Consider the following 20,487-nt stretch of genomic DNA (forward strand, 5'->3'; position numbering starts at 1 on the left):
GCGTGATGATTTCTGAAGGAGGCGCTCAGGATGCGACATGTGGATGCGGAACCGGTGCGGGCGGCCGAGCTCGACATCCGCGCCGCCGGCCCGCGCTGCCGGATGCTGCTCGGCGATCTGGACGGGGACGGCCGGATGGAAATGGTGCTCGCGCAGCCGGACAACCGGCAGGATGTGCGATACATTCCCCATCAGGTGCAGGCGCTCACGGCGTTCGACCTGGACGGCAGGCTGCTGTGGCAGGTCGGGCGGCCGGACCCCGGCGCGGGCGGTCCGGGGTCGGACTATCCGGCGCAGATCATCGACTGCGACGGCGACGGGCGGCTCGAAGTGTTGTGCGTCATGGACAGCCGGCTGCTCGTGCTCGACGGTCGGAGCGGCCGCGCGAAGGCAAGCCTGCCGCTGCCCGCGCCGCACGCGCACGACTGCATCATCCCGGCGGACCTGACCGGCCGCGGCTATTGCGGCGAGTGGCTGCTCAAGGACCGATACCGGAACGTCTGGGCGGCGGACGGGAGCGGGCGCGTTCTGTGGCACCATGAAGGCAACCCGGGCCATTACCCGTGGGTCCGCGATCTCGACGGCGACGGCAAGGACGAGGTGTTGGCCGGCTATACGCTGCTGGATCACGACGGCCGGCCGCTGTGGACCTGCGAGGGCCTCACGGAACACGCCGACTGCATCTGGGTCGGCGACGTGAACGGCGACGGGGAGGCGGAGATTGCGATCGGCGGCAGCGCCGTCGTCCTCTGCGACCGGCACGGCCGCGAGCTGTGGCGTTACGAAGGCGCGGTCGAGCCGCAGCATCTCGCGATCGGCCGATTCCGCCCGGATCTGCCGGGCCTGCAGATCGCGGGCGTCGACCGGATCGTGCGGGAAGATGACGGACGCGGCCGCCCGGGGCGGGACGCGCTGTTCCTGCTCGATGCCGCCGGGCAGCTCCTGTGGAAGGAAGCACGCCGGACGCCGGGCTGGCTGACGATCATGGAGCCGCTCTCGGGCTGGGCGGAGGACGCGCCGGACTTCATGCTGGCGTACCGGCGCGGCGGCGGGCTGCCGCCCGCGCTCTGCGACGGCCATGGGCGGACGGTCTGCGCCTTCCCGCTGGACGGCTATGCCGCCCATGCGGACCTGGCCGGTACCGGCCTGACGCAGGTCATTCTCTATCACGACGAGGCGGCGGCCGTGTTCGCCAGCCGGGGCGTGCGGCTTCAGGCCAGGCCGGGAGCCGGGCCGCTGCCGCAGCCGAAGCGGCTGTCCCACGCAACGCTCTATCCCGGCGGCGAAGTTTGACAACACTTTCTGCGAGGAGAGTGAACATGTCCGATCTGAGCGCGTTCACCTTGTTTCTGGCGGGCGACTCGACCATGGCCGACCAGCCGGCGGATGTGTATCCGCTGACCGGATGGGGGCAGATGCTGCACCGGTTCGTTCCGGCCGATATCCGGGTCGCCAACCACGCGATGTCCGGCCGCAGTTCCCTCAGTTTCATCAACGAAGGGCGGCTGGACGCGATCATGCGGGAGGCCGAGCCGAACGACTGCCTGATCATCCAGTTCGGCCACAATGACGAGAAGATGGAAGATCCGAGCCGGTACACGGACCCGGAAGTGACGTACCCGGCGATGCTGCGCCGCTATCTCGAAGCCGCCCGTTCGCGCAGCATGCGGCCGGTCCTCGCGACGCCCGTCCAGCGGCGGACGTTCGCGACAGGCGGCACGCTGTACGAATCGCACGGGGCCTATCCGGATGCGGTGCGCAAGCTGGCCGCGGAGGAGGGCGTACCGCTGCTGGACCTGGCGGCGAAGACGAAGGAGCTGTACGAGCGGCTCGGGCCGGAGAAGTCCAGGTCGCTGTTCGTGCATGCGAAGCCGGGCGAACTCCCGAATTACCCGGACGGTGCGGAGGACAACACCCATTTCAGCGAGCGCGGCGCGCTGCGCGTGGCGGAGATCGCCGCGGAGGGACTCGCGGAGCTGGGCATCCTTCCGTATGTGCGCCGGCCGGCTTGATGCGCGGTGGTTATCCGATTAAGCGGGAAGGATTTTGCTTGTGCGGGAACGAAATGAACGGGGAAGCGTTTGCTGAGCGCACCATGCGGAGGGATGAACGATGCCGAGAATCGTGCTCGCTTTTCCGGAAGGGCGGCACAAGGCGCTGACGATGAGCTATGACGACGGGCGGGAAGCGGATCGGCGGCTCGTCCGGATTTTCAACGACCACGGCGTGCGGGGGACCTTCCATCTGAACGGCGGGCTGCTCGGCGAAGGCGGGCGGATCGGCGCGGAGGAAGCCGCGTCCCTGTACGCGGGCCACGAGATCGCGGCCCACACGCTGACGCATCCGACGATCGCGCGCTGCCCGAAGGAGACGATCGTCCACGAGATCATGGAGGACCGCAAGCGGCTGGAGGAGATTACGAACGAGCCGGTGCGCGGCCTCTCGTATCCGAACGGTTCGCACAACCGGCTGATCCGGGACATGCTGCCCCATCTCGGCATCGCCTATTCGCGCGTCGTGCCGTCGACCGGCGGGTTCGGCATGCCGGACGACTGGTACGAATGGATGCCGACGTGCCATCACAAGGACCGGCTGATGGAGCGGGCGGAGGCTTTTGTCGAGCTGCACAAGCGGCAGTATCTGTACCTGATGTACGTGTGGGGCCACAGCTACGAATTCGACACGGACGGCAACTGGGATCTGATCGAGTCGTTCTGCCGGTTCATCGGCGGCCGGCGGGACATCTGGTACGCGACGAACATCGAGATCTTCGACTATATGCAGGCGTTTGAGCGGCTGCAATTCTCGGCGGACTGCCGCGTCGTCCGCAACCCGAGCGCGTCGTCCGTCTGGCTGTACGCCGACGACCGGCTGGTCGAGGTGCCCGGCGGCGCCAAGGTGGTGCTCGATTAAGCGGTGTTGAGGCGCTGCAGCGCGGCATCCCCGCTGCAGCGTCCCGGCAATTTGAAGGAGGATTTCGGCATGCGGAGAACAGCGGCCCGTCCCCATGGCGGATGGCCGGCATGAGGCTGGCGGCGAAGCGGCTTGCGGCGTATTGGCTCGATTTCGTGATGCTCGCCGGCGTGCTGGGCGGGATGCAGGGGTTGCTGTACCTGGCAACAGGAGGGTTCCCGTTCGACCGGTTCAAGGCGGGATACGAGATCGAACTGTGGGTGCTGGCGACGATGTCGGTGCCGGTGTGGGTCTATTTTATCGGAATGGAATACAAGCGGGGACAGACCATCGGCAAAAGGCTGCTGCAACTGAAGGCGGCGGCTCGGGACGGATCGCGCCTTACGCTGCGTCAGGCGTTCCTGCGGACGATCGTCCGTCTTCTGCCCTGGGAGCTGGCGCATCTCATCGTCCTGGTGCCGGAACCGTGGTGGGACGCCGATCCCGCTTATCCGGGGCTCATTTACATTCCGAACGGACTGATGCTGCTCTATATCGCCGTGCTGGCGACATCGGGAGGCCGGCGGACGCTCCATGACGCCGCGGCCGGCACACGCGTGCGGGACGCGGGCCGGCCGGATGCTTACCCATCCGAACATTACCGTTCATATTCAAAACGGCATCGTTTTTAAGCTTTCGAAAGCAAAGTTTGACATCAGCCATTTGCGGGAGCGTACATCAGCTATCCACGGGGATGAATTTACATACTACTCGGATCGTAAACAGAAATACTTTTTATGGACAAAAGGGTTTGTATCATGGATCAATGATATAGCGAACTCAAGATCGAGGGGCTGCATCCACGATCATCTCCGCAGATGACGGTTGATAGCCCCTCTGTTTACATCATCGCTTCGCCTTCGCGGATCGCGTGCTGCGCCAGCAGGCGCATCGTCACGTCATCCATCGGCGGGTTGGAGAGGCCGAACCGGACGTCGCGGTACAGCCGCTGCAGCGGATGGCCCAGCGACAGGCCGTGGGCGCCGGTGATGCGCAGCGCCTTGTCGACGACCGAGATCGCCGTCTGCACGGCGAACGATTTCGCGGCGGCCATCTCCGCCGGATACAGCTCCGGATCGTACGCGCCGTCGTCGTATTTCGCCGCGACGGCGTACAGGAAATGCCGCGCCGCGGTGAGCTCCAGGTCGATGCTGCCCAGATGCTGCCCGACGTTCGGCGCATACAGAATCGGTTTGTCCAGCGAATTCGGCTGATACGATGCGGCGAACTTCAGCGCTTCGCGGCGAGCGGCCAGGGCGATGCCGAGATAGCAGGCGGGAACGTGCAGCAGGAACGGGTTCGGCGCATGGGTCGGCTGCCTGGAAGTCCGTTGCACGCGCGCTTCCTCGGGCACGACGACGCCGTCCAGCACGAGATCGTGGCTGGCCGTGCCGCGCATGCCGACCATGTTCCAGGTCGGCTCGATCCTCAGGCCTTCCGTGCCGTTCGGAATCAGAAACTCCGTCATTTCGCCGGTGTCCTGCATGACGGCGGTGACGATGAAGTAATCCAGCACGGGCGAGAACGTCGCGAACGTCTTCCGTCCGTGGATGCGGTAGCCTTCCGGCACCTGGACGGCATAAGTCTGGGGCTTGCCGCCCCGGGACGGGCTGCCGGTTGCCGCCTCGGACGCCATTTTGTTGATCAGCGCGCCGCGCTTGACGATATCCTCGCAGATCCGGGCGATCGTCTCATCCGGCCACGGCTTGCGCTGCACGAGCTCCGACAGCACGCTCACATGCCACCCCATGCCGAGCGCGGTCGCCGGGTCGCCCTGGGCGATCCGCTCCTGGTACAGCACCATTTCGTAGACGGTCATGCCCTGTCCGCCCCATTCGCGGGGCACAGGGTATGCCGGATATCCGAATTCCCTCAACGCTGCCACGAACCGTTCGGAAATGCGGTTCTCCTCATCGGCGGCGTGCGCGTCCGCCATGAAGCGGTCGGCCAGTTCGCCGAGCCGGGCCAGCCGGTCGCGCTGTTCGTCGGTCCGCGCGAATGTATCCATGTCTCATCACCTTTTCCGTCAAAATTCGTTCCCATGACCCTGGTCCAATGTATCCATCTCCGTTCCGCCGATCCAGACGCGCAGCAGCCCAAGCGAGGCATCGAGCAGCAGCACATCGGCCCGCTTGCCGGGCTTCAGCGAGCCTGCAAGGCGGTCCATGCCGAGTTGGCGGGCGGGATTGGCGCTCGCCATCCGGCTGGCATCCGGGACGGATACGCCGACCTCCCGCACCAGATAGCGGAACGCGTCCAGCATCGTCAGCGTGCTTCCGGCCAGATGGTCCGAATCGCGCAGCCGGGCGACTCCGTCCCGCAGAATGACGGACAAGCCGCCGAGCGTGTATTCGCCGTCGGGCATGCCCGCGGCGGAAATCGCGTCCGTGACGAGCGCAACGTTGGCGATCCCTTTGGCGCGCAGGAGCAGCCGGATGCCCGCGGGATGGACGTGGCGGCCGTCGGCGATGATCTCGGCCATGATGCGATCGTCGGTCAGCACGGCGCCGACGGTTCCCGGCTCGCGATGGTGATAGGGGCGCATCGCGTTGAACGTATGAACGGCATGACGCAGCCCTTTGTCGGCAGCCGTCATCATTCGGGCATACGAGGCATCCGTATGGCCGCAGGCAGGCACAATGCCATGATGTTTCAGGCGTTCAATATACTCCAGCGCACCGTCCAGTTCAGGCGCGAGCGTCTGGATTTTGATCAAGCCGGGATAGCGGCTGGTCCATTCGTCGAGCCAGTCCGGGCGCGGCGGCACGATATGGTCCGGGTTTTGCGCGCCTTTGTGCCGCGGGTTGATGAACGGTCCTTCCATATGAACGCCCAGCAGCTGCGCGTATGGCATGGGCGAAGCCATGAACCGATGGACGGCTTCAAGCATCGCGTCCAGCCGGGATTTCTCGACGGTCAGCGAGGTGGCCAGCATGCCGGTCGTTCCGTGCGCGGCGTGAAAGCGGGTGATTTCGCGCAAGCTTTTCTCATTCGCATCCAGAAAATCGCATCCCGCGCCGCCATGGACATGCAGATCGATAAAGCCCGGCAGCACCCATCCCCCTGCACCGTCGATCCGCCGCGCCGTCTCCGCTTCGGGCGGAGGCGGTTGATCCGCAGCGCCGATGGCGGCAATCTTTCCCTCGCGCAGCAAAATCCAGCCCCAAAGCCCGTCGCCGTCTTCCGTCACGATGCGCGCATTGGCAATCAAGGTTTTCTGCATCTGTGAATCCAACCGCCTTTTAAGCTCCATTGCATTCCATTATACCATGCATGGCATATGGAATAATTTGAACAAATTCGGGAAAGCGAACATCTCCTGCAACATCCTCCGCCTCCTTCCCGTCTGGGAGGTAAAGGATCGGAAGAAGGGGGTTCGGGCGATGGGCAAGGGATCGTGGAAGAAGCGGCGTCGGTACGCCGCGCTGCTGCTGGCGTTCGGCCTGCTCGCCGGATGCGGCGCAGGAGCGGGCGGCGAAGGGGATGGCGGCCTTGGAGACGAACGGACGTGGGCGGCGGGGAGCGGCGAACTGTCCAGCCGCATCGGCAATCCGGACAATGCCGTGTCGGCTCCCGCGAACGATGCCGGCAATATCGCCGCCGAAGAATGGTGGACCCTCGCGGGGTACGGCCAGCCGACCGGCAAATGGTTTCTGCAAGACGGCGCCGGCCATCTCGGATACGGCTTGACGGCCGGGACGCACCGGCCCGGGGATGCGGTCACCGTGGAACTGTTCGCGCATGAGGCGGATTTTCGTCTGGACCGCGACATCCGCATCCGGCTCACGGAGCTGACGGACGAACTGGAGCCGGCCGCGGTCATCCTCGATACGATCGTTCATGCGGGGCCGGTCGGCTCCCATGAAGTCGTCTATACGGGCACGCTGCCGGACAAGTTGAACGCCCTGTACGTGCTGGGCGCCGAGATCGTGGGCGAGGACGGCGGGACGGAAGATACCCGCGCCGCCCTGATCCGCGTGCCGGCGCCCGAGATCAACGCGTCGGTGCGGTTGGACCGGACGGTGTACGGCAGCGGGGAGGAGACAGCCGTCCTGGCGGTGATGAACGCCGGACCGACCGTTCTGACGTTCGGCGTGGACTACCATATCGAGAAAAAGGTGGACGGCGAATGGCGCATCGTGCCGCTTGATCTGGCGTTCGACAGCATCGGTCTCATGCTCCAGCCGGGCCAGCAGCATGAGCTGAAGGTTCACCTCGGCGGACTCGGTCCCGGGGAGTACCGGGTGGTCAAGCCGCTCCGGGCGGAAGGGCTTGATCTGACCGCGGAGCTGGCGGCGGAGTTTACGATTGAATCATGAGACAATCGGCATCGGGTCGCGGAGGTTCCGCGCACCCGGTGCCATTTTCATTTGGATGACCGTCCGGATGTGGTGTGGTAAGATGGGAAGCGATCATTTTCCAAATCAGGGTGGTGAAGACAACTGCATATGCATTTTCTTTGGGGCAATGTTGTGGTTTTACTGTTCTGGCTGATCGGACTGTTGGTCTTGTACACGGTCATCTATCTCGCAGTCAAGCATGCGCTCAACAACGCGCAGTCGCTGCGCGAACTGCGGGACGAGATCCGGGCGCTTCGCATGTCAAGCCCGCCGCACGGACCGACATCCGGCCCCCCTTACGGACCGTCGGATACGGACCGGGGCAACTGGACCTGACGGGCATTGTATGCCGATGGCCCCGCATCTTTGGGCCATCGGCGGCCAAATCACGACGCTCCGTTTCGTTACGGCTGTTTCGGGTTGAACGGCTTCGGTACAACGAACCTCCGCCACCCCGATCCATCGAAAAAAAGTGGTTGAACTCCGGCGCAATTCGGCATATGATGAAACCATCACCGGAATAACAACGTTGTTATCACCATGACGAACGATAATAAGAAAGGCGGGACAACGATTGGCCAGACGTTTCATGGACGAAGATTTTCTGCTCGGAAGCGAGACGGCAAGGCGGCTTTATCATGATTACGCGAAATCGATGCCGATCATCGACTATCACTGCCACTTGAGTCCGCAGGAGATCTGGGAGAATCGTACATACCGCAATCTGGCGGAAGTATGGCTCGGCGGCGATCATTACAAATGGCGGGCGATGCGGGCGAACGGCGTCGACGAGCGGTACGTGACCGGCGACGCGGACGGCTACGAGAAGTTTCTCGCCTACGCCCGCACGCTGCCGCAGGCGATCGGCAATCCGCTCTACCATTGGTCGCATCTGGAGCTCAAGCGGTATTTCGGCATTGACGAACCGCTCGACGAGCGCTCGGCGCCTTCAATCTGGGAGCGGGCGAACCGGCAGATTCAGAACGGGGGCCTGAGCGCGCGCGAGCTGATCACGAAGTCGAACGTCGAAGTGATCTGCACGACCGATGATCCGGCCGACTCGCTGGAATATCATCTGAAGCTCAAGGGGGATGCGCAGTTCCGGACGAAGGTGCTGCCGTCGTTCCGTCCGGACAAGGCGCTCGAGCTGAACCGGCCGGGATTTCCGGACTATGTGCGGAGGCTGGAGCAGGCGGCGGGCATCCCGATCCGGACGTACGACGACCTGCTGGCCGCGCTGAAGGCGCGGATCGACTTCTTCCATGAGGTCGGCTGCCGCGTCTCGGACCATGCGCTCGATGTCGTCGTCTGCGAAGAGGCGACGGATGCGGAAGCGGCGGCAGCCTTCGCGGAAGCGCTTCAAGGCCGCCGGGTAAGCGAAGAAGCGGAGCGGAAATACAAGACGCATCTGCTGATCTTCCTCGGCAGGGAGTACGCCGCGCGGGGCTGGGCGATGCAGTACCACATGAACGCGATGCGCAACAACAACACGCGCCGGCTGGCCGAGCTCGGGCCCGACACCGGTTTCGACTCGATCGGCGACACGTCGATCGCCCGGCCGCTGTCCCGGCTGCTCGATTCGCTCGAGCGGGAGAACGCGCTGCCGAAGACGATTCTCTATTCGCTCCATCCCGGCCACAACCCGATCGTCGCCTCGATGATCGGCAACTTCCAGGGCGGCGGCATCCCGGGCAAAATCCAGTTCGGCTCGGCGTGGTGGTTCAACGACACGAAGGAAGGGATGATCGCCCAGCTCAAGACGCTCGCCGATTTCGGACTGCTCGGACGGTTCGTCGGCATGCTGACCGACTCCCGCAGCTTCCTGTCGTACACGCGGCACGAGTATTTCCGCCGCATTCTCTGCAACCTGATCGGCGAGTGGGCGGAGAACGGCGAAGTGCCGGACGATCCGGAGATGCTCGGCGGCATTGTCGAAAATATTTCCTACCGAAACGCGAAAGCGTACTTCGACTTCGACTCCGTCCGTTAAGTGCGTAAAGAACGGGCCTCGCAAGCCCTCAAATTTCCGCGGGAGGCGGGGCGGTGGACACGCGGACGACGAGCGACGGTTCGAGCGTGACCGTTCCGACCGCATCCGGCTGCTCGACCAGCCGGAGCAGGCTGTCGGCGACGAGCTCCGCCATCGCGTTGATGTCCGCGCCCACGGCCGTCACGGGCACATCCAGCTCCGCCATCTGCGGAATGTTGTCGTAGCTTGCGACCGACAGCGCCCGCGGAACGTCGAGCCCGGCTTCCGCGGCCGCGCGCAGGACGCCGCGCGCCAGATCGTAGCTGCCGCAGACTACGGCAGTCGGACGCCGCCGGGACGCGCCGGATTCTCCCGGACCGCCGGCGAAGAGGGCCCGGGCGGCAGCGTAGCCGTCGTGCACTTCCATGCCCTGCACGTCCGCGACGGGCGCGTCATGAGCGGCAATGCCGAGCGCGCCGGTCTCATCCAGGAAAGCCTCGATCTTCACGGCTTGCAGCGGATCGTACCGTTCCGGCCGGCCGATGTAGGCGATGCGCCGGTGGCCGAGCGAAGCCAGATGGCGGACGGCCAGCCGGATCGCGGCGCCGCGGTTGACGTCGACGGTCGGCAGCGGCGCGTATCCCGCCGCGCCGTACGACAGCACCGGGATGCCGGCGGAATCGGGGATGTGAGATGCGCCGCCTTCCATCCCGCCGAAGACGAGGATGGCGTCGACCTGGAACTTGCGGAACGTCGCGAACGCCGCGTCCATGCCGCCGATTGACAGCAGCATGGCGGTGCCCCGCCGTTCGAGCCGGTCACCCACGCGCGTAATCAGCGTAGACAGCGCCGTCCGTTCAATGGACGGCCAGACGACGCCGACGGCGCCGCTGCGCTTCGATACGAGACGGCGGGCCGCGATGTTCGGCTGATAGCCCATCTCGCGGGCGATAGCGATGATGCGCCGCTTCGTCTCGGGCGTGACCAGCGGGCTGTCCCGCAGCGCCTTCGACACGGTCGAGAAGCTGACGCCGGCCGCTTGCGCGATATCTTTGATCGTGACCATGGCGTTTTCCTCCCGCGAATGCCAACGTTGTTATCCGATGCTATCATCTTAGTACATGGACGCGGGAATGACAAATTCAAATTCAACATCCCCCCCGGAGGTGCCTGATCCATGAAGAAATATGCCATCTGCGGCGTAAGCAACCGGGCCATGGGCATGTTCCTGAAGCCGATGCTGACGACGTTCCGCGGCAACCACAAACCGGTCGCGCTGCTCGACAGCGACCCGCTGCGCCATCGGGTGTGCAAGCAGCTCTACCCTGAATGTGCCGATCTGCCCGAATACGGGCCGGACGACTTCGACCGGATGGTGGAAGAGACGAAGCCGGACGTCGTCATCGTCGCGAGCCGCGACGACACGCATGCGGGCTATATCCTGAAGGCGCTGGAGCACGGCCTCGATGTCTTCACCGAGAAGCCGATGGCGACGACGGCGGAAGACTGCCGGCGCATCCTCGAAGCGGAGAAGGCGAGCAAGGGCAAGGTCACCGTCACGTTCAACTACCGCTACAACCCGATCCATACGCGGATCAAGGAAATGATTCTGGAAGGCAAAATCGGCCGCGTCATCTCGGTTGACCTGAACTGGTATATCGACACCTATCATGGCGCGAGTTATTTCAAACGTTGGAACCGGATGCGGGAGTTTTCCGGCGGGTTGTCGATCCACAAAAGCTCGCACCATTTCGACCTGGTGAACTGGTGGACGGGGCAGCGGCCGGTCGAAGTGTTCGCCTACGGCGCGCTCAACTTCTTCGGCCCAGAGGGCGAGCTCAACCCGAGCCGCAGGGACGGGCGGCACTGCACGACCTGCGACGAGCGCTCCGTGTGCGCCTACTACCGCCGCTGGGCGACGCGGACGGACGATGTGAGCGCGAAGGACGACCACATCGGCGCCCTGCCGCTTGCGGGCAAATATACGGGATACAGTCCGGACATGTGCATCTACGATTCCGAAATCAAGATCGAAGACACGTACGCGGTGACCGTGCGCTACGACGGCGGCGCGATGCTCAGCTATTCCGTGCTGTTCTCGGCGCCGTTTGAGGGCTACCGGCTGGCGATCAACGGGACGAAGGGCCGGATCGAGACGCAGGAATACCACGAGCTGTCCCGCATTCCGTTTCCCGTGCCGGAGCAGACGATCGACTATTTCCCGATGTTCGGCTCGAAGGAGACGATCCACGTCGTGCGGCGCCCGGGCGGGCACGGCGGCGGCGACCCGGCGCTGATCGAAGACCTGTTCCTCGGTCCCGATCCGGTCCGCGGCTACCCGATGCTCTCGGGCAGCGCCGACGGCGCGTACGCCGTCGCCACGGGCGAAGCGGTCTGGCGCTCGGTCATGGAAGGCCGTCCGCTGCGCATCGCCGAACTGCTCGGCATCATGCCCGAGCCGCAGCCGCAACGGTAACGGCCTCCATTTTCTTCCGTTGAAAGGGTTTTCGGGGAATGGCGTCGAACAGATGTCGAACAGATAAAGCCAACAGACGCCGGGATCCGGCACACCCGGGAGGAGACCGATGCGGCTTCGTTCGCTGTACGACAACCTGCTCATCAAGAACAAAGTGCTGGTCCTCGTTCTTCTGATCACGCTCTTGTCGGCTTCGTCCGGCTTCGTCGCTTTCCATACGGCGGCGACCGCCTATGAGACGAAGCTGTACGAAGAGGCCGCCGAGGTGCTCAATCTCGCCTCGACGACCATCGACAACGAGCTGAAGAAGATCGAGGACCTTTCGTTCTCCATCATGACCGACAGCACCATCCAGGAACATCTGCGCAAGGTGAAGGCCCAGGAACCCGGCTACGAGCTGTATCAACGGCGGGCGGATCTGCTGGACCGGCTCGTCGTGCTCGCCCAGGAGCAGCCCTACATCGCCTCGATCCGGCTCGTCGACGCGACCGGCGTCGAGCTGATCGCCGGCTATATTCCGCGGCAGAAGGAAGAAGCGTCGGAGCTTGCGGCGCACGCCGAGCTGGCGGCCGGCGGGAACCGGTGGCTGCCGGGCGCGCCGGGCGACGACCTTCTGACGAGCGTGCGGCTCATCCGGAACAAGGAGAACCTGCAGCTCGACCACCTGGGCCTGCTCGTCATCTACGTCAACATGCGGACGCTCGTCGACCGCTTCCTCGATCTGTCGGACAACCGGCTCTACTTCGTGTTCAAGGACGGCGAGCTGCTGCACGCCATCGAAGGCGGAGCGGTGCTGGACGACGCGGAGCAGCGGTTTGCCGGGATGAAGGGCTATGAGATTTTTGCATTCGACGGCCGCAAGCGGTTTACCGCTTACTACCGTTCGCGGGACGGCGAGTTTCTGCACGTCAACATGATCGACTTCGACCGGATTGCCCGCAAGACGGCGGCCATCCGCAGCGGCATGATCGTGTTCTACGCCGCCATAAGCGTGCTTTTCCTCGTCATCGCGAGCCGTGCGGCGCGCGGCATCACCCGTCCGCTCGAACGGCTGATCGAGAAGATGAAGCAGGTGCCGAAGGGCGGATTCGAGCTGCCGGTGTCGGCGGAGGACCGGCACCTGTCCCGCGACGAAACGGGCGAAATCCACCGCCATTTCCGCATCATGATCGAGAAAATCAACGAGCTGATCTCCGAAAATTACGAGAAACAGCTCCTCATCCGCGAGACGGAATACCGCGCGCTCCAGGCCCAGATCAACCCGCATTTCCTGTACAACACCCTCGACACGGTCGTCTGGATGGCGCGCATCAACAAGCAGCGCGGCATCTCGCTGCTCGTCGAGTCGCTCGGACGTCTGCTCCGCGCCATCATCAGCAAGCGGGAGGCGCTCGTCAAGCTGTCCGACGAACTCGAAATCACATCGCACTACGTCACGATCCAGAAGTTCCGGTTCGGCGACCGTCTGGAGTTTCTGATGACCTGCGACGACGCTTTGCAGCATGCGCTCATCCCGAAGCTGACGATCCAGCCGCTCGTCGAAAACGCCGTCGTGCACGCGCTCGAGGAGACGGACAGCGTCTGCACGATCGAAGTCGACATCAGCGAGACCGCATCCGGCATGGAGATCCGGGTGACCGACGACGGCCCGGGCATCGACGAGGAAGTCGTCGCCGCGGTCAAGGCGGGCACCATGAAGCCGAAAGGTTCCGGCATCGGCCTCGCCAACATCGAGGAGCGGTTGAAGCTTCTGTTCGGCGACAACGCGGACCTCATCGTGCAGCGGCGTCCGGAAGGCGGCACGGCCGTGACGATCCGGATGCCGGTCAGACGGAAGGAGGAGAACGATGTATAGCGTGCTGCTCGTGGACGACGAGCGGATCATTCTCGAAGGGCTGGCCGTCGTCGTCGAATGGGAGCGCCACGGCACGGCGCTCGCCGGCAAGGCGAAGAACGGCGCCGAAGCGCTGGAGATGATCCGCGAGATCCGGCCCGACATCGTCATCACCGATTTGAAAATGCCGAACATGAACGGCCTGGAGCTGATCGCCGCCGTCCGGGAAGCGTATCCCGACATCGTGTTCGTCATCCTGTCCGGATACGACGAATTCGAATACGCGCAGCGGGCGATGCAGTACGGCGTGCGGCACTATCTGCTGAAGCCTTGCGGCGAGCAGGAAATCATGGACACGCTCGACCGGGTCGTGGCGGAGCTGCGCGCCGCCGAAGAGCGCAAGCGGTACACGCAGGGCATCCGCGCCCAGTTCGAGAAGATGAAGCCGCAGCTCAGGCAGCAGCTGCTGAAAGAATTTCTGACGAACAAGACGTACGGCATGAAGGAATGGGAGAGCTGCCGGTCGATCTTCGGCCTTCCCGCGGAAGGCGCGCGGGTCAGGCTCATCCTGTTCGAGCCGGACGCGGCGTCCGCGCCGGAGTATGAGCAGCTTTTCGCGCTGCAGAACATCTCGTCTGAACTGATCGGCGAATGCGCGCCGGTTCATCTCGACGCCGCGATCGGCGACCGCGTCGCCGTCCTGTGCGATGCCGCGCCGCTCGAGCGGCTGATGCCGGTGATCGGCAACGTGCAGCGCGTCTACCAGGCGTACTACGGCATCGAGACGACCGCCGCCGTCAGCGACGAAGCGGACGTCGGCAGTCTCCGGCGGCTGTACAAAGAGACGCTCGAAAGCCTGTCCGGCCGCTTCTATCTCGGCGGCGGCAGCATCATTACGCGCGCGGACACGCCGCAGCCGGCGAACATGCTCGATCTGCCCGACGCCGAGGAACTTGCGCGGGCCGTGCGGAGCGGCAGCGCGGCCGAGGCCGAATCGCTCCTGTCGGACTGTTTCCGGCGGCTGAAGGACATGCGCCTGGACGTGCAGGTCGCGAAGACGTATCTGGCCGAACTGTACATGGTGCTCATCCGCCAGGCGCCGCAGGACCGGCTGTCCGGCTATTTTGAGCGGGCGGTGTCGTTCCTCGCCTCCGAGACGCTCGGGCAGATGGAGCGGTTCGTCCTGGACATCGCGCGCGAGATCGCTTCTTCCTATTACGACGCCAACCTGCAGCACCGGAGCGAGCTCGTCCGCCGCATGATCGCCTGCATCCAGGAGCGGCTCGGCGACGAGACGCTGACGCTCGGCAGGCTCGCGAGCGAAGTGTTCTTCATGAACGCGGACTATCTCGGCCGGCTGTTCCGCAAGGAGACGGGCGAGCGGTTCTCCAACTACCTGCTCGCCGCGCGCATCGAACGCGCGAAGCGGCTCATCGCCGAGTCCGGTCCAAGCAGCCTGCGGATCGGCGCGATCGCCGAGGCGGTCGGCTTCGGCAACAATCCGCAATATTTCAGCCAGGTGTTCAAGAAGCATACGAGCCTCACGCCCACGGAGTTCAAGCGGAAGACGTCGGAAAATTGAACGGCTCCGGTCGGAAAAATGAACCCGCTTGGGCGCACACGCCGAACGGTTTCGCCGCTCTGCCGCAGTACGGAGGTTCATTTCCCGGAATATTGAACAACGAAGACCGGAACCTTTCGTATCGCCGCCGCGGCGGATCGTTTTTAATGAGAATTGAAAACACTTTCAAGTCAGGGGGAACGTACGGCGATGAAGCGGAGAAGAATGTTCACCGTGCTGCTCGCGCTCATGCTGGCGCTGGCGGCGGTGCTGTCCGCCTGCGGCGGCAAATCGGACAACGGCGGCACGAATGCGGCGAATTCGAACACCGCCGGCCGGTCGGAAAACGGCGGCGGATCGAACGCCGGTTCCGGATCGGAGGGCAGCGGCGGAGGCGATGCTCCGAAACCGGTCACGCTCAAAGTGCTGTGGTGGGGCGGCCAGACGCGGCACGACAACACGCTCAAGATCATTGAGCTGTATCAGCAGCAGAACCCGCATGTCACGATCGAACCGGAGTTCACCGGCTTCGACGGCTATTGGGAGAAGCTTTCCGCCATGGTCGCGGGCAATAACACGCCGGACGTGCTGCAGATGAACTTCGGTGAATATTTGACCCAATATGCGAAGAATGACGTGCTCGCCGACCTGAATCCGTTCGTCGAGAGCGGCATCATCGACACGAGCAAGCTCGATGCGGGCATCATGGAATCCGGCGTTGTCGACGGCAAGCTGCTCGGCATTCCGCTCGGCATGAACGCGCTGACGGTCATCTACGATCCCGAGCTGATCAAGCAGGCGGGCGCGCAGGAACCCGCGCTCGGCTGGACGTGGGATGACTTCAAGGCGATCGCCCGGACGGTGCACCAAAATCTCGGCATCTACGGCTCGCCGACGCTCGAAGCGAACAATATCCTTGAATATTACGCCCGTCAGAACGACCAGAAGTTCTTCAGCGACGACGGCACCGGCGTCGGCTTCGACGATCAGATCTTCATCGATTACTTCAACATGCAGGTAGAGTTGATCAAGGAAGGCGTCATGCCGTCGCTGGACGTCATGCAGCAGCACTCCGCGCTGGAAGATCAGCTGATCGTGCATGGCAAGGCGCCGTTTGACGTCCGCTGGTCCAACCAGGTGGTCGCCCTTGCGAAGGCGGCGAACCGTCCGCTCAAGCTGACGGTGCTGCCCGGCCCGAACACGGAGAAGGGGCTGTTCCTGAAGCCGGCGATGTTCTTCTCGGTGGCGAAGGATTCGAAGAACGCCGAAGAAGCGGCGAAGTTCATCAACTTCTTCGTCAACTCGCTCGAAGTCGAGGAAATCCAGAAAGGCGAACGCGGCGTACCGATCAACGCGGAGATCCGCGAAGCGATCTCGAAACAGCTCGACGAGGTGCAGAAAAACATGTTTGATTACATTGATCTGGCGGCGGCCAACAGCAGCCCGATCGATACGAACTATCCGGTGGGTTCCGCGGAAGTGCTGAACCTGCTCGGCACCGATATCGAGGACCGGATTCTGTTCGCCGAAATGTCGCCTGAAGACGGCGCGGCGAAATTCCGCGAACAGACGGCGGACATTCTGGCCCGCAAGCGGTAGAATCTGCGGCCGGTTCGGAGGCGGCGCGGGAAGCTGCGCCGCCGATGGGCCGGCTTTCTTCAACGCGGACATTACGGGGAAAGGGCGGATGCAAAATTGGCAACGCGCAAAGCGGGCGGTTATCGCAACTTGACGGGGTACGCGTTCATCTCGCCGTTCCTCATCGGGTTCTTCGGACTGACCGTCATCCCGGTCGCGATGACGCTGTACCTGTCGTTCACCGACTATAACATGCTCCGGCCGCCGGAGTGGATCGGGCTGGAGCATTACGAGCGGATGTTCACGAAGGACGAGAAGTTCTGGCACTCGCTGCGCGTCACGTTCTTCTATACGTTCACGGCCGTGCCGCTCCGGCTCATCGTCGCGCTCGCGATTGCCATGCTGGTCGCGAAGATCGTCCGGGGCGCCGGGTTCTACCGGACGGTGCTGTACCTGCCTTCGATCATTGGCGGCAGCGTCGCCGTCGCCGTCATGTGGCGCCAGCTCTTCGGCCTCGAAGGCGCGATCAACACGATCCTGAAGTGGCTTGGACTGTCCGGGGTCTCCTGGCTCGGCGATCCGAAATATGCGATCTGGACGCTCATTCTGCTGTACGGCTGGCAGTTCGGTTCGTCGATGCTCATTTTTCTCGCCGGACTCAAAAACATCCCGAACGACTACTACGAGGCGGCGAGCGTGGACGGGGCGGGGAGCGTCACGATGTTCTTCCGCATCACGCTGCCGCTGCTCACGCCGGTCATTCTGTTCAATGTCGTCATCCAGCTCATCAACGGCTTTCTGGCGTTCACGCCGGCATATGTCATCTTCGGCGACGGCCGGCCGCTCGGCGCAACGCTCATGTACGTGCTCTACCTGTTCCAGAACGCGTTCACGTTCTTCGATATGGGTTACGCGTCCGGCATGGCGTGGGTGCTGCTTGTCATCGTGGGTCTGCTGACGGCGCTTATTTTCAAAAGTTCGGAGTATTGGGTGCACTATGAATCGAAGGGGGACCGCTGATGATGAGACTTCGGCGCATTCCCGTCATATCGCACGCCATCCTGCTCGCGCTGACCGTCTCCATGCTGTACCCGGTCGCCTGGATGGTCGCGAGTTCCTTCAAGGAAAGCTCGTCCGTGTTCGTGGACGCCGCTTCCCTCATTCCGAACCAGTGGAACTTCGACAACTACATCAACGGATGGAAAGGCGTCGCCGGCGTCACGTTCACGACGTTCTTCAAGAACACGTTCCTGGTCGTCGGCATCTCGACGATCGGCAGCGTCCTGTCGTCGGCGGTCATCGCGTTCGGCTTCTCCCGCATCCGTTTCCGCGGGCGCAACCTGTGGTTCGTCTGCATGATGCTGACGATGCTGCTCCCGTACGAGATCGTCATGGTGCCGCAGTACATTTTGTTCAACCAGTTCGGGTGGATCAACACGTATCTGCCGCTGATCATTCCGACGTTCTTCGGCACGCCGTTCTTCGTCTTCCTGATGATGCAGTTCATCCGTTCGATTCCGTACGATCTGGACGAGGCGGCGGAGATCGACGGCTGCAACAAGTTCACGACGTTCGTGCGCATCATTCTGCCGCTCATCCTGCCGGCGATGATGACATGCGTCATCTTCTCGTTCTATTGGCGTTGGGACGATTTTCTCGCGCCGCTGCTCTACCTGAACAAGGTGTCGCTCTATACGGTGTCGCTTGCGATCAAAATGTTCTCCGACCCCGACAACGTGACGGACTGGGGGGCGCTGTTCGCGATGTCGACGCTGAGTCTCATCCCGGTGTGCGCCGCGTTTTTCGCGTTCCAGCGGTACATCGTGGAAGGCATTCATACGAGCGGGCTGAAGGGCTGAAAGGGGGAGGTTGCGCATGAGCATGACACCGGGTGCACCGATCGACTGGGCGAAGGCGGCGTGCGATGCCGTCATGGCCGCGTACACGCCGGAGGAGCTGCCCCCCGCCGGCAAATGGCATTACCACCAGGGCGTCTTTCTGACGGGCGCCGTGCAGGTGTGGGAGCGGACGGGAGATGTGCGGTATTTTGATTATACGAAGCGGTACGTTGACCATCTGGTTGACGAACTGGGCAACGTGGTGGTCGCCAAAGGGGAACTGGACGCCATTCAAGCCGGCCTCCTCCTCTTCACGCTCGAGGATGCGACCGGAGATTCGCGTTATCGCGAGGCGGCGCGCAAGCTGCGCGCATTGTTCGATACGTTCAACCGGACGCGCGAAGGCGGCTTCTGGCATAAAGACCATTATCCGTACCAGATGTGGCTGGACGGACTGTACATGGGCGGCGTGTTCGCGGCGCGGTATGCCGCAAGGTACGGGGAGCCGGAGCTCGTGGACATGGCGCTCCATCAGGAGCGGCTGATGCGCCGGGGCACGTTGCGTCCGGACGGGCTGCTCGTCCATGCCTGGGACGAGAGCCGGCGCGCGCCGTGGGCCGATCCTGCGACCGGGATGGCGCCGGAAGTGTGGGGCCGGGCGCTCGGCTGGTACGGCGTCGCGCTGGCGGAGATCCGCGCGGAGCTGCCGGAGGGCCATCCGGCGCGGGAGGATCTCGCGGCGAAGCTCGGCGCGCTGGCGGAAGCGTTGGTGCGTTACCAGGATGCCGGGAGCGGCCTGTGGCATCAAGTCGTCGACAAGGGCGATCGGCCGGACAACTGGCTCGAACTGTCGTGCAGCAGCCTGTACGTGTATTCGATCGCGGAGGCCGTCCGCGCCGGCGCGGCGGACCCGGCGCTGCTCGAGGCCGCCCGGCGAGGATTCGCCGGAATCACGGCACGGGTCGAATGGGATGCGGAGGGGCGGCTCGTCCTGCCGGACATCTGCATCGGCACCGGCGTCGGCGACTACGCCCACTACATCGCGCGCCCGGTAAGCCGGAACGACCTGCACGGCGTCGGCACGTTCGTCTGGGCGTGCATGGCGATGGATCGGGTTGACTGACATGGCATGCCGGCCGGTGCGCTGATTACAAGCGCACCGGTCCGTTGTTGGTGGGGGCGGTTTTCCATACGGCTGCCGTTGGTCAGTTCATATTCCCTTCGCGCATGTCGGCACGGTTTCGGTCAACCGCCATTTTAGAACGTATTTTCCTATACCTTTCGCTGCCTTTTCGTCCATATCCCCTTCGCTCAAATCGCTTTTACCGTCCCTTTCTGCCGCATTTTGACCATATCCCCTTTGTTCAACTTGTCTCTAATCCATCATCCAGCCGCATTTTAACCAAATCCCGCTCGCTCAGCGGAATGGGCTGCAACTGCCCCCTGGTGCCCCATATCCCTTTCAATCAGCAGCCTTGACCGCCTTTCGGTACCGCCAAACCCTCCCCTCAACCGCTCTGGCGAACTTCTCAAACAGGGGAATCACGTCAATAAAATTTCATGGATGCATCAACCAATTTTTTGTTGAAATAAGAACATTTGTTCGATAAAATAAAGACAACCCGGAAAAACGGAGGGGGAGCGGACATGTTTTCGAACGAGACAGCTCTTCGTTTCCTTCAATATTCGGAACAGAAATGCGCCGATCTCCTGATGCAAGCGCGCTGGCCCGGCGGTTTCCGGTGCCCGGGCTGCGGCAGCGCGGCACATTATCGCATATCCGGACGTCGGCTCCCGCTGTTCGCCTGCGCATCTTGCCGCCGTCAATGCTCGCTCATTTCCGGCACCGTCATGGAGAGAAGCCGCGTCCCCCTGCGAAAATGGTTCACCGCCATCGCGCTCATCTCTTCCCGGCCGATAAGCGCCGCCGCGCTTGCCG

18 protein-coding genes are annotated in these 20,487 nt (G+C 63.4%); 15 read left to right on the top strand and 3 right to left on the bottom strand.

The features are described 5' to 3' along the window. Positions 1 to 30: 30 nt before the first annotated feature. The 4 genes from C6W55_RS17345 to C6W55_RS17360 all read left to right on the top strand — a co-directional run bounded on the left by C6W55_RS17345 (position 31) and on the right by C6W55_RS17360 (position 3,584). On the top strand, positions 31 to 1,293 hold the full coding sequence (locus tag C6W55_RS17345) for a hypothetical protein (RefSeq protein WP_286894064.1): 1,263 nt from the start codon (positions 31 to 33) through the stop codon (positions 1,291 to 1,293). Between the two features lie 26 nt (positions 1,294 to 1,319). Then, the gene (locus tag C6W55_RS17350) at positions 1,320 to 2,012 is read left to right on the top strand and encodes a rhamnogalacturonan acetylesterase (RefSeq protein WP_286894065.1); all 693 of its coding nucleotides are present in this window, start codon (positions 1,320 to 1,322) and stop codon (positions 2,010 to 2,012) included. 100 nt (positions 2,013 to 2,112) lie between these two features. Continuing rightward, positions 2,113 to 2,913, top strand: coding sequence for a polysaccharide deacetylase family protein (locus C6W55_RS17355; protein WP_286894066.1), 801 nt, complete (start codon positions 2,113 to 2,115; stop codon positions 2,911 to 2,913). Positions 2,914 to 3,023: 110 nt separating this feature from the next. Beyond that, a complete protein-coding gene (locus C6W55_RS17360) occupies positions 3,024 to 3,584 on the top strand; it encodes an RDD family protein (protein WP_213483309.1) in 561 nt (186 codons plus the stop codon). Positions 3,585 to 3,793: 209 nt separating this feature from the next. On the opposite strand, the gene C6W55_RS17365 is transcribed toward C6W55_RS17360, so the two are convergent. Together C6W55_RS17365 and nagA are read right to left on the bottom strand one after the other, a co-directional pair. Beyond that, positions 3,794 to 4,960, bottom strand: coding sequence for an acyl-CoA dehydrogenase family protein (locus C6W55_RS17365; RefSeq protein WP_286894067.1), 1,167 nt, complete (start codon positions 4,958 to 4,960; stop codon positions 3,794 to 3,796). 18 nt (positions 4,961 to 4,978) lie between these two features. Continuing rightward, entirely contained in the window at positions 4,979 to 6,175 is a 1,197-nt protein-coding gene (gene nagA / locus C6W55_RS17370; protein ID WP_213483311.1) for an N-acetylglucosamine-6-phosphate deacetylase, read from the bottom strand. Between the two features lie 160 nt (positions 6,176 to 6,335). Here nagA and C6W55_RS17375 point away from each other — a divergent pair, with 160 nt between their 5' ends. The 3 genes from C6W55_RS17375 (at position 6,336) to uxaC (ending at position 9,282) form a co-directional block, all read left to right on the top strand. After that, a complete protein-coding gene (locus C6W55_RS17375; protein WP_286894070.1) occupies positions 6,336 to 7,271 on the top strand; it encodes an immunoglobulin-like domain-containing protein in 936 nt (311 codons plus the stop codon). A gap of 153 nt (positions 7,272 to 7,424) precedes the next feature. After that, a complete protein-coding gene (locus C6W55_RS17380; RefSeq protein WP_286894071.1) occupies positions 7,425 to 7,628 on the top strand; it encodes a hypothetical protein in 204 nt (67 codons plus the stop codon). 253 nt (positions 7,629 to 7,881) lie between these two features. Then, positions 7,882 to 9,282 carry a glucuronate isomerase gene (gene uxaC, locus C6W55_RS17385; protein ID WP_213483319.1) on the top strand — a complete coding sequence of 467 codons (1,401 nt, stop codon included), beginning with the start codon at positions 7,882 to 7,884 and terminating at the stop codon, positions 9,280 to 9,282. A gap of 28 nt (positions 9,283 to 9,310) precedes the next feature. Here the strand turns inward: uxaC and C6W55_RS17390 are convergent, their stop codons facing one another. Beyond that, complete coding sequence (locus tag C6W55_RS17390; protein ID WP_286894072.1) at positions 9,311 to 10,327, bottom strand: LacI family DNA-binding transcriptional regulator; 1,017 nt, start codon at positions 10,325 to 10,327, stop codon at positions 9,311 to 9,313. A gap of 111 nt (positions 10,328 to 10,438) precedes the next feature. Between C6W55_RS17390 and C6W55_RS17395 the strand changes: the two genes are divergently transcribed. The 8 genes from C6W55_RS17395 to C6W55_RS17430 all read left to right on the top strand — a co-directional run. Further along, on the top strand, positions 10,439 to 11,737 hold the full coding sequence (locus C6W55_RS17395; RefSeq protein ID WP_286894073.1) for a Gfo/Idh/MocA family protein: 1,299 nt from the start codon (positions 10,439 to 10,441) through the stop codon (positions 11,735 to 11,737). Between the two features lie 109 nt (positions 11,738 to 11,846). Further along, positions 11,847 to 13,592: a sensor histidine kinase gene (locus C6W55_RS17400; RefSeq protein WP_286894074.1), complete on the top strand. Its 1,746-nt coding sequence runs from the start codon at positions 11,847 to 11,849 to the stop codon at positions 13,590 to 13,592. Beyond that, complete coding sequence (locus tag C6W55_RS17405; protein WP_286894075.1) at positions 13,585 to 15,153, top strand: response regulator transcription factor; 1,569 nt, start codon at positions 13,585 to 13,587, stop codon at positions 15,151 to 15,153. The genes C6W55_RS17400 and C6W55_RS17405 overlap by 8 nt, the downstream gene beginning before the upstream one ends. A gap of 189 nt (positions 15,154 to 15,342) precedes the next feature. Next, positions 15,343 to 16,731: an ABC transporter substrate-binding protein gene (locus C6W55_RS17410; protein WP_015254179.1), complete on the top strand. Its 1,389-nt coding sequence runs from the start codon at positions 15,343 to 15,345 to the stop codon at positions 16,729 to 16,731. A 96-nt stretch (positions 16,732 to 16,827) separates the two neighbouring features. Further along, positions 16,828 to 17,730 carry a carbohydrate ABC transporter permease gene (locus tag C6W55_RS17415; protein WP_015254180.1) on the top strand — a complete coding sequence of 301 codons (903 nt, stop codon included), beginning with the start codon at positions 16,828 to 16,830 and terminating at the stop codon, positions 17,728 to 17,730. Beyond that, positions 17,730 to 18,569, top strand: coding sequence for a carbohydrate ABC transporter permease (locus C6W55_RS17420; protein WP_041853826.1), 840 nt, complete (start codon positions 17,730 to 17,732; stop codon positions 18,567 to 18,569). Before C6W55_RS17415 ends, C6W55_RS17420 begins: the two co-directional genes overlap by 1 nt. Positions 18,570 to 18,585: 16 nt before the next feature. Further along, complete coding sequence (locus tag C6W55_RS17425) at positions 18,586 to 19,671, top strand: glycoside hydrolase family 88/105 protein (RefSeq protein WP_286894078.1); 1,086 nt, start codon at positions 18,586 to 18,588, stop codon at positions 19,669 to 19,671. Positions 19,672 to 20,195: 524 nt separating this feature from the next. After that, the coding region (locus tag C6W55_RS17430) for a transposase (protein ID WP_286894079.1) at positions 20,196 to 20,487 on the top strand (292 nt) is incomplete at its 3' end.

This window comes from Thermobacillus sp., from assembly GCF_003390775.1.
Lineage (GTDB): Bacteria > Bacillota > Bacilli > Paenibacillales > Paenibacillaceae > Thermobacillus > Thermobacillus xylanilyticus.

Excerpts from the sequence above, each read along its gene's own strand:
- C6W55_RS17345 (WP_286894064.1), top strand. The coding sequence starts at position 31 with ATGCGACATGTGGATGCGGAACCGGTGCGGGCGGCCGAGCTCGACATC.
- C6W55_RS17350 (WP_286894065.1), top strand. The coding sequence starts at position 1,320 with ATGTCCGATCTGAGCGCGTTCACCTTGTTTCTGGCGGGCGACTCGACC.
- C6W55_RS17355 (WP_286894066.1), top strand. The coding sequence starts at position 2,113 with ATGCCGAGAATCGTGCTCGCTTTTCCGGAAGGGCGGCACAAGGCGCTG.
- C6W55_RS17360 (WP_213483309.1), top strand. The coding sequence starts at position 3,024 with ATGAGGCTGGCGGCGAAGCGGCTTGCGGCGTATTGGCTCGATTTCGTG.
- C6W55_RS17365 (WP_286894067.1), bottom strand. The coding sequence starts at position 4,960 with ATGGATACATTCGCGCGGACCGACGAACAGCGCGACCGGCTGGCCCGG.
- nagA (WP_213483311.1), bottom strand. The coding sequence starts at position 6,175 with ATGCAGAAAACCTTGATTGCCAATGCGCGCATCGTGACGGAAGACGGC.
- C6W55_RS17375 (WP_286894070.1), top strand. The coding sequence starts at position 6,336 with ATGGGCAAGGGATCGTGGAAGAAGCGGCGTCGGTACGCCGCGCTGCTG.
- uxaC (WP_213483319.1), top strand. The coding sequence starts at position 7,882 with ATGGACGAAGATTTTCTGCTCGGAAGCGAGACGGCAAGGCGGCTTTAT.
- C6W55_RS17390 (WP_286894072.1), bottom strand. The coding sequence starts at position 10,327 with ATGGTCACGATCAAAGATATCGCGCAAGCGGCCGGCGTCAGCTTCTCG.
- C6W55_RS17395 (WP_286894073.1), top strand. The coding sequence starts at position 10,439 with ATGAAGAAATATGCCATCTGCGGCGTAAGCAACCGGGCCATGGGCATG.
- C6W55_RS17400 (WP_286894074.1), top strand. The coding sequence starts at position 11,847 with ATGCGGCTTCGTTCGCTGTACGACAACCTGCTCATCAAGAACAAAGTG.
- C6W55_RS17405 (WP_286894075.1), top strand. The coding sequence starts at position 13,585 with ATGTATAGCGTGCTGCTCGTGGACGACGAGCGGATCATTCTCGAAGGG.
- C6W55_RS17410 (WP_015254179.1), top strand. The coding sequence starts at position 15,343 with ATGAAGCGGAGAAGAATGTTCACCGTGCTGCTCGCGCTCATGCTGGCG.
- C6W55_RS17420 (WP_041853826.1), top strand. The coding sequence starts at position 17,730 with ATGATGAGACTTCGGCGCATTCCCGTCATATCGCACGCCATCCTGCTC.
- C6W55_RS17425 (WP_286894078.1), top strand. The coding sequence starts at position 18,586 with ATGAGCATGACACCGGGTGCACCGATCGACTGGGCGAAGGCGGCGTGC.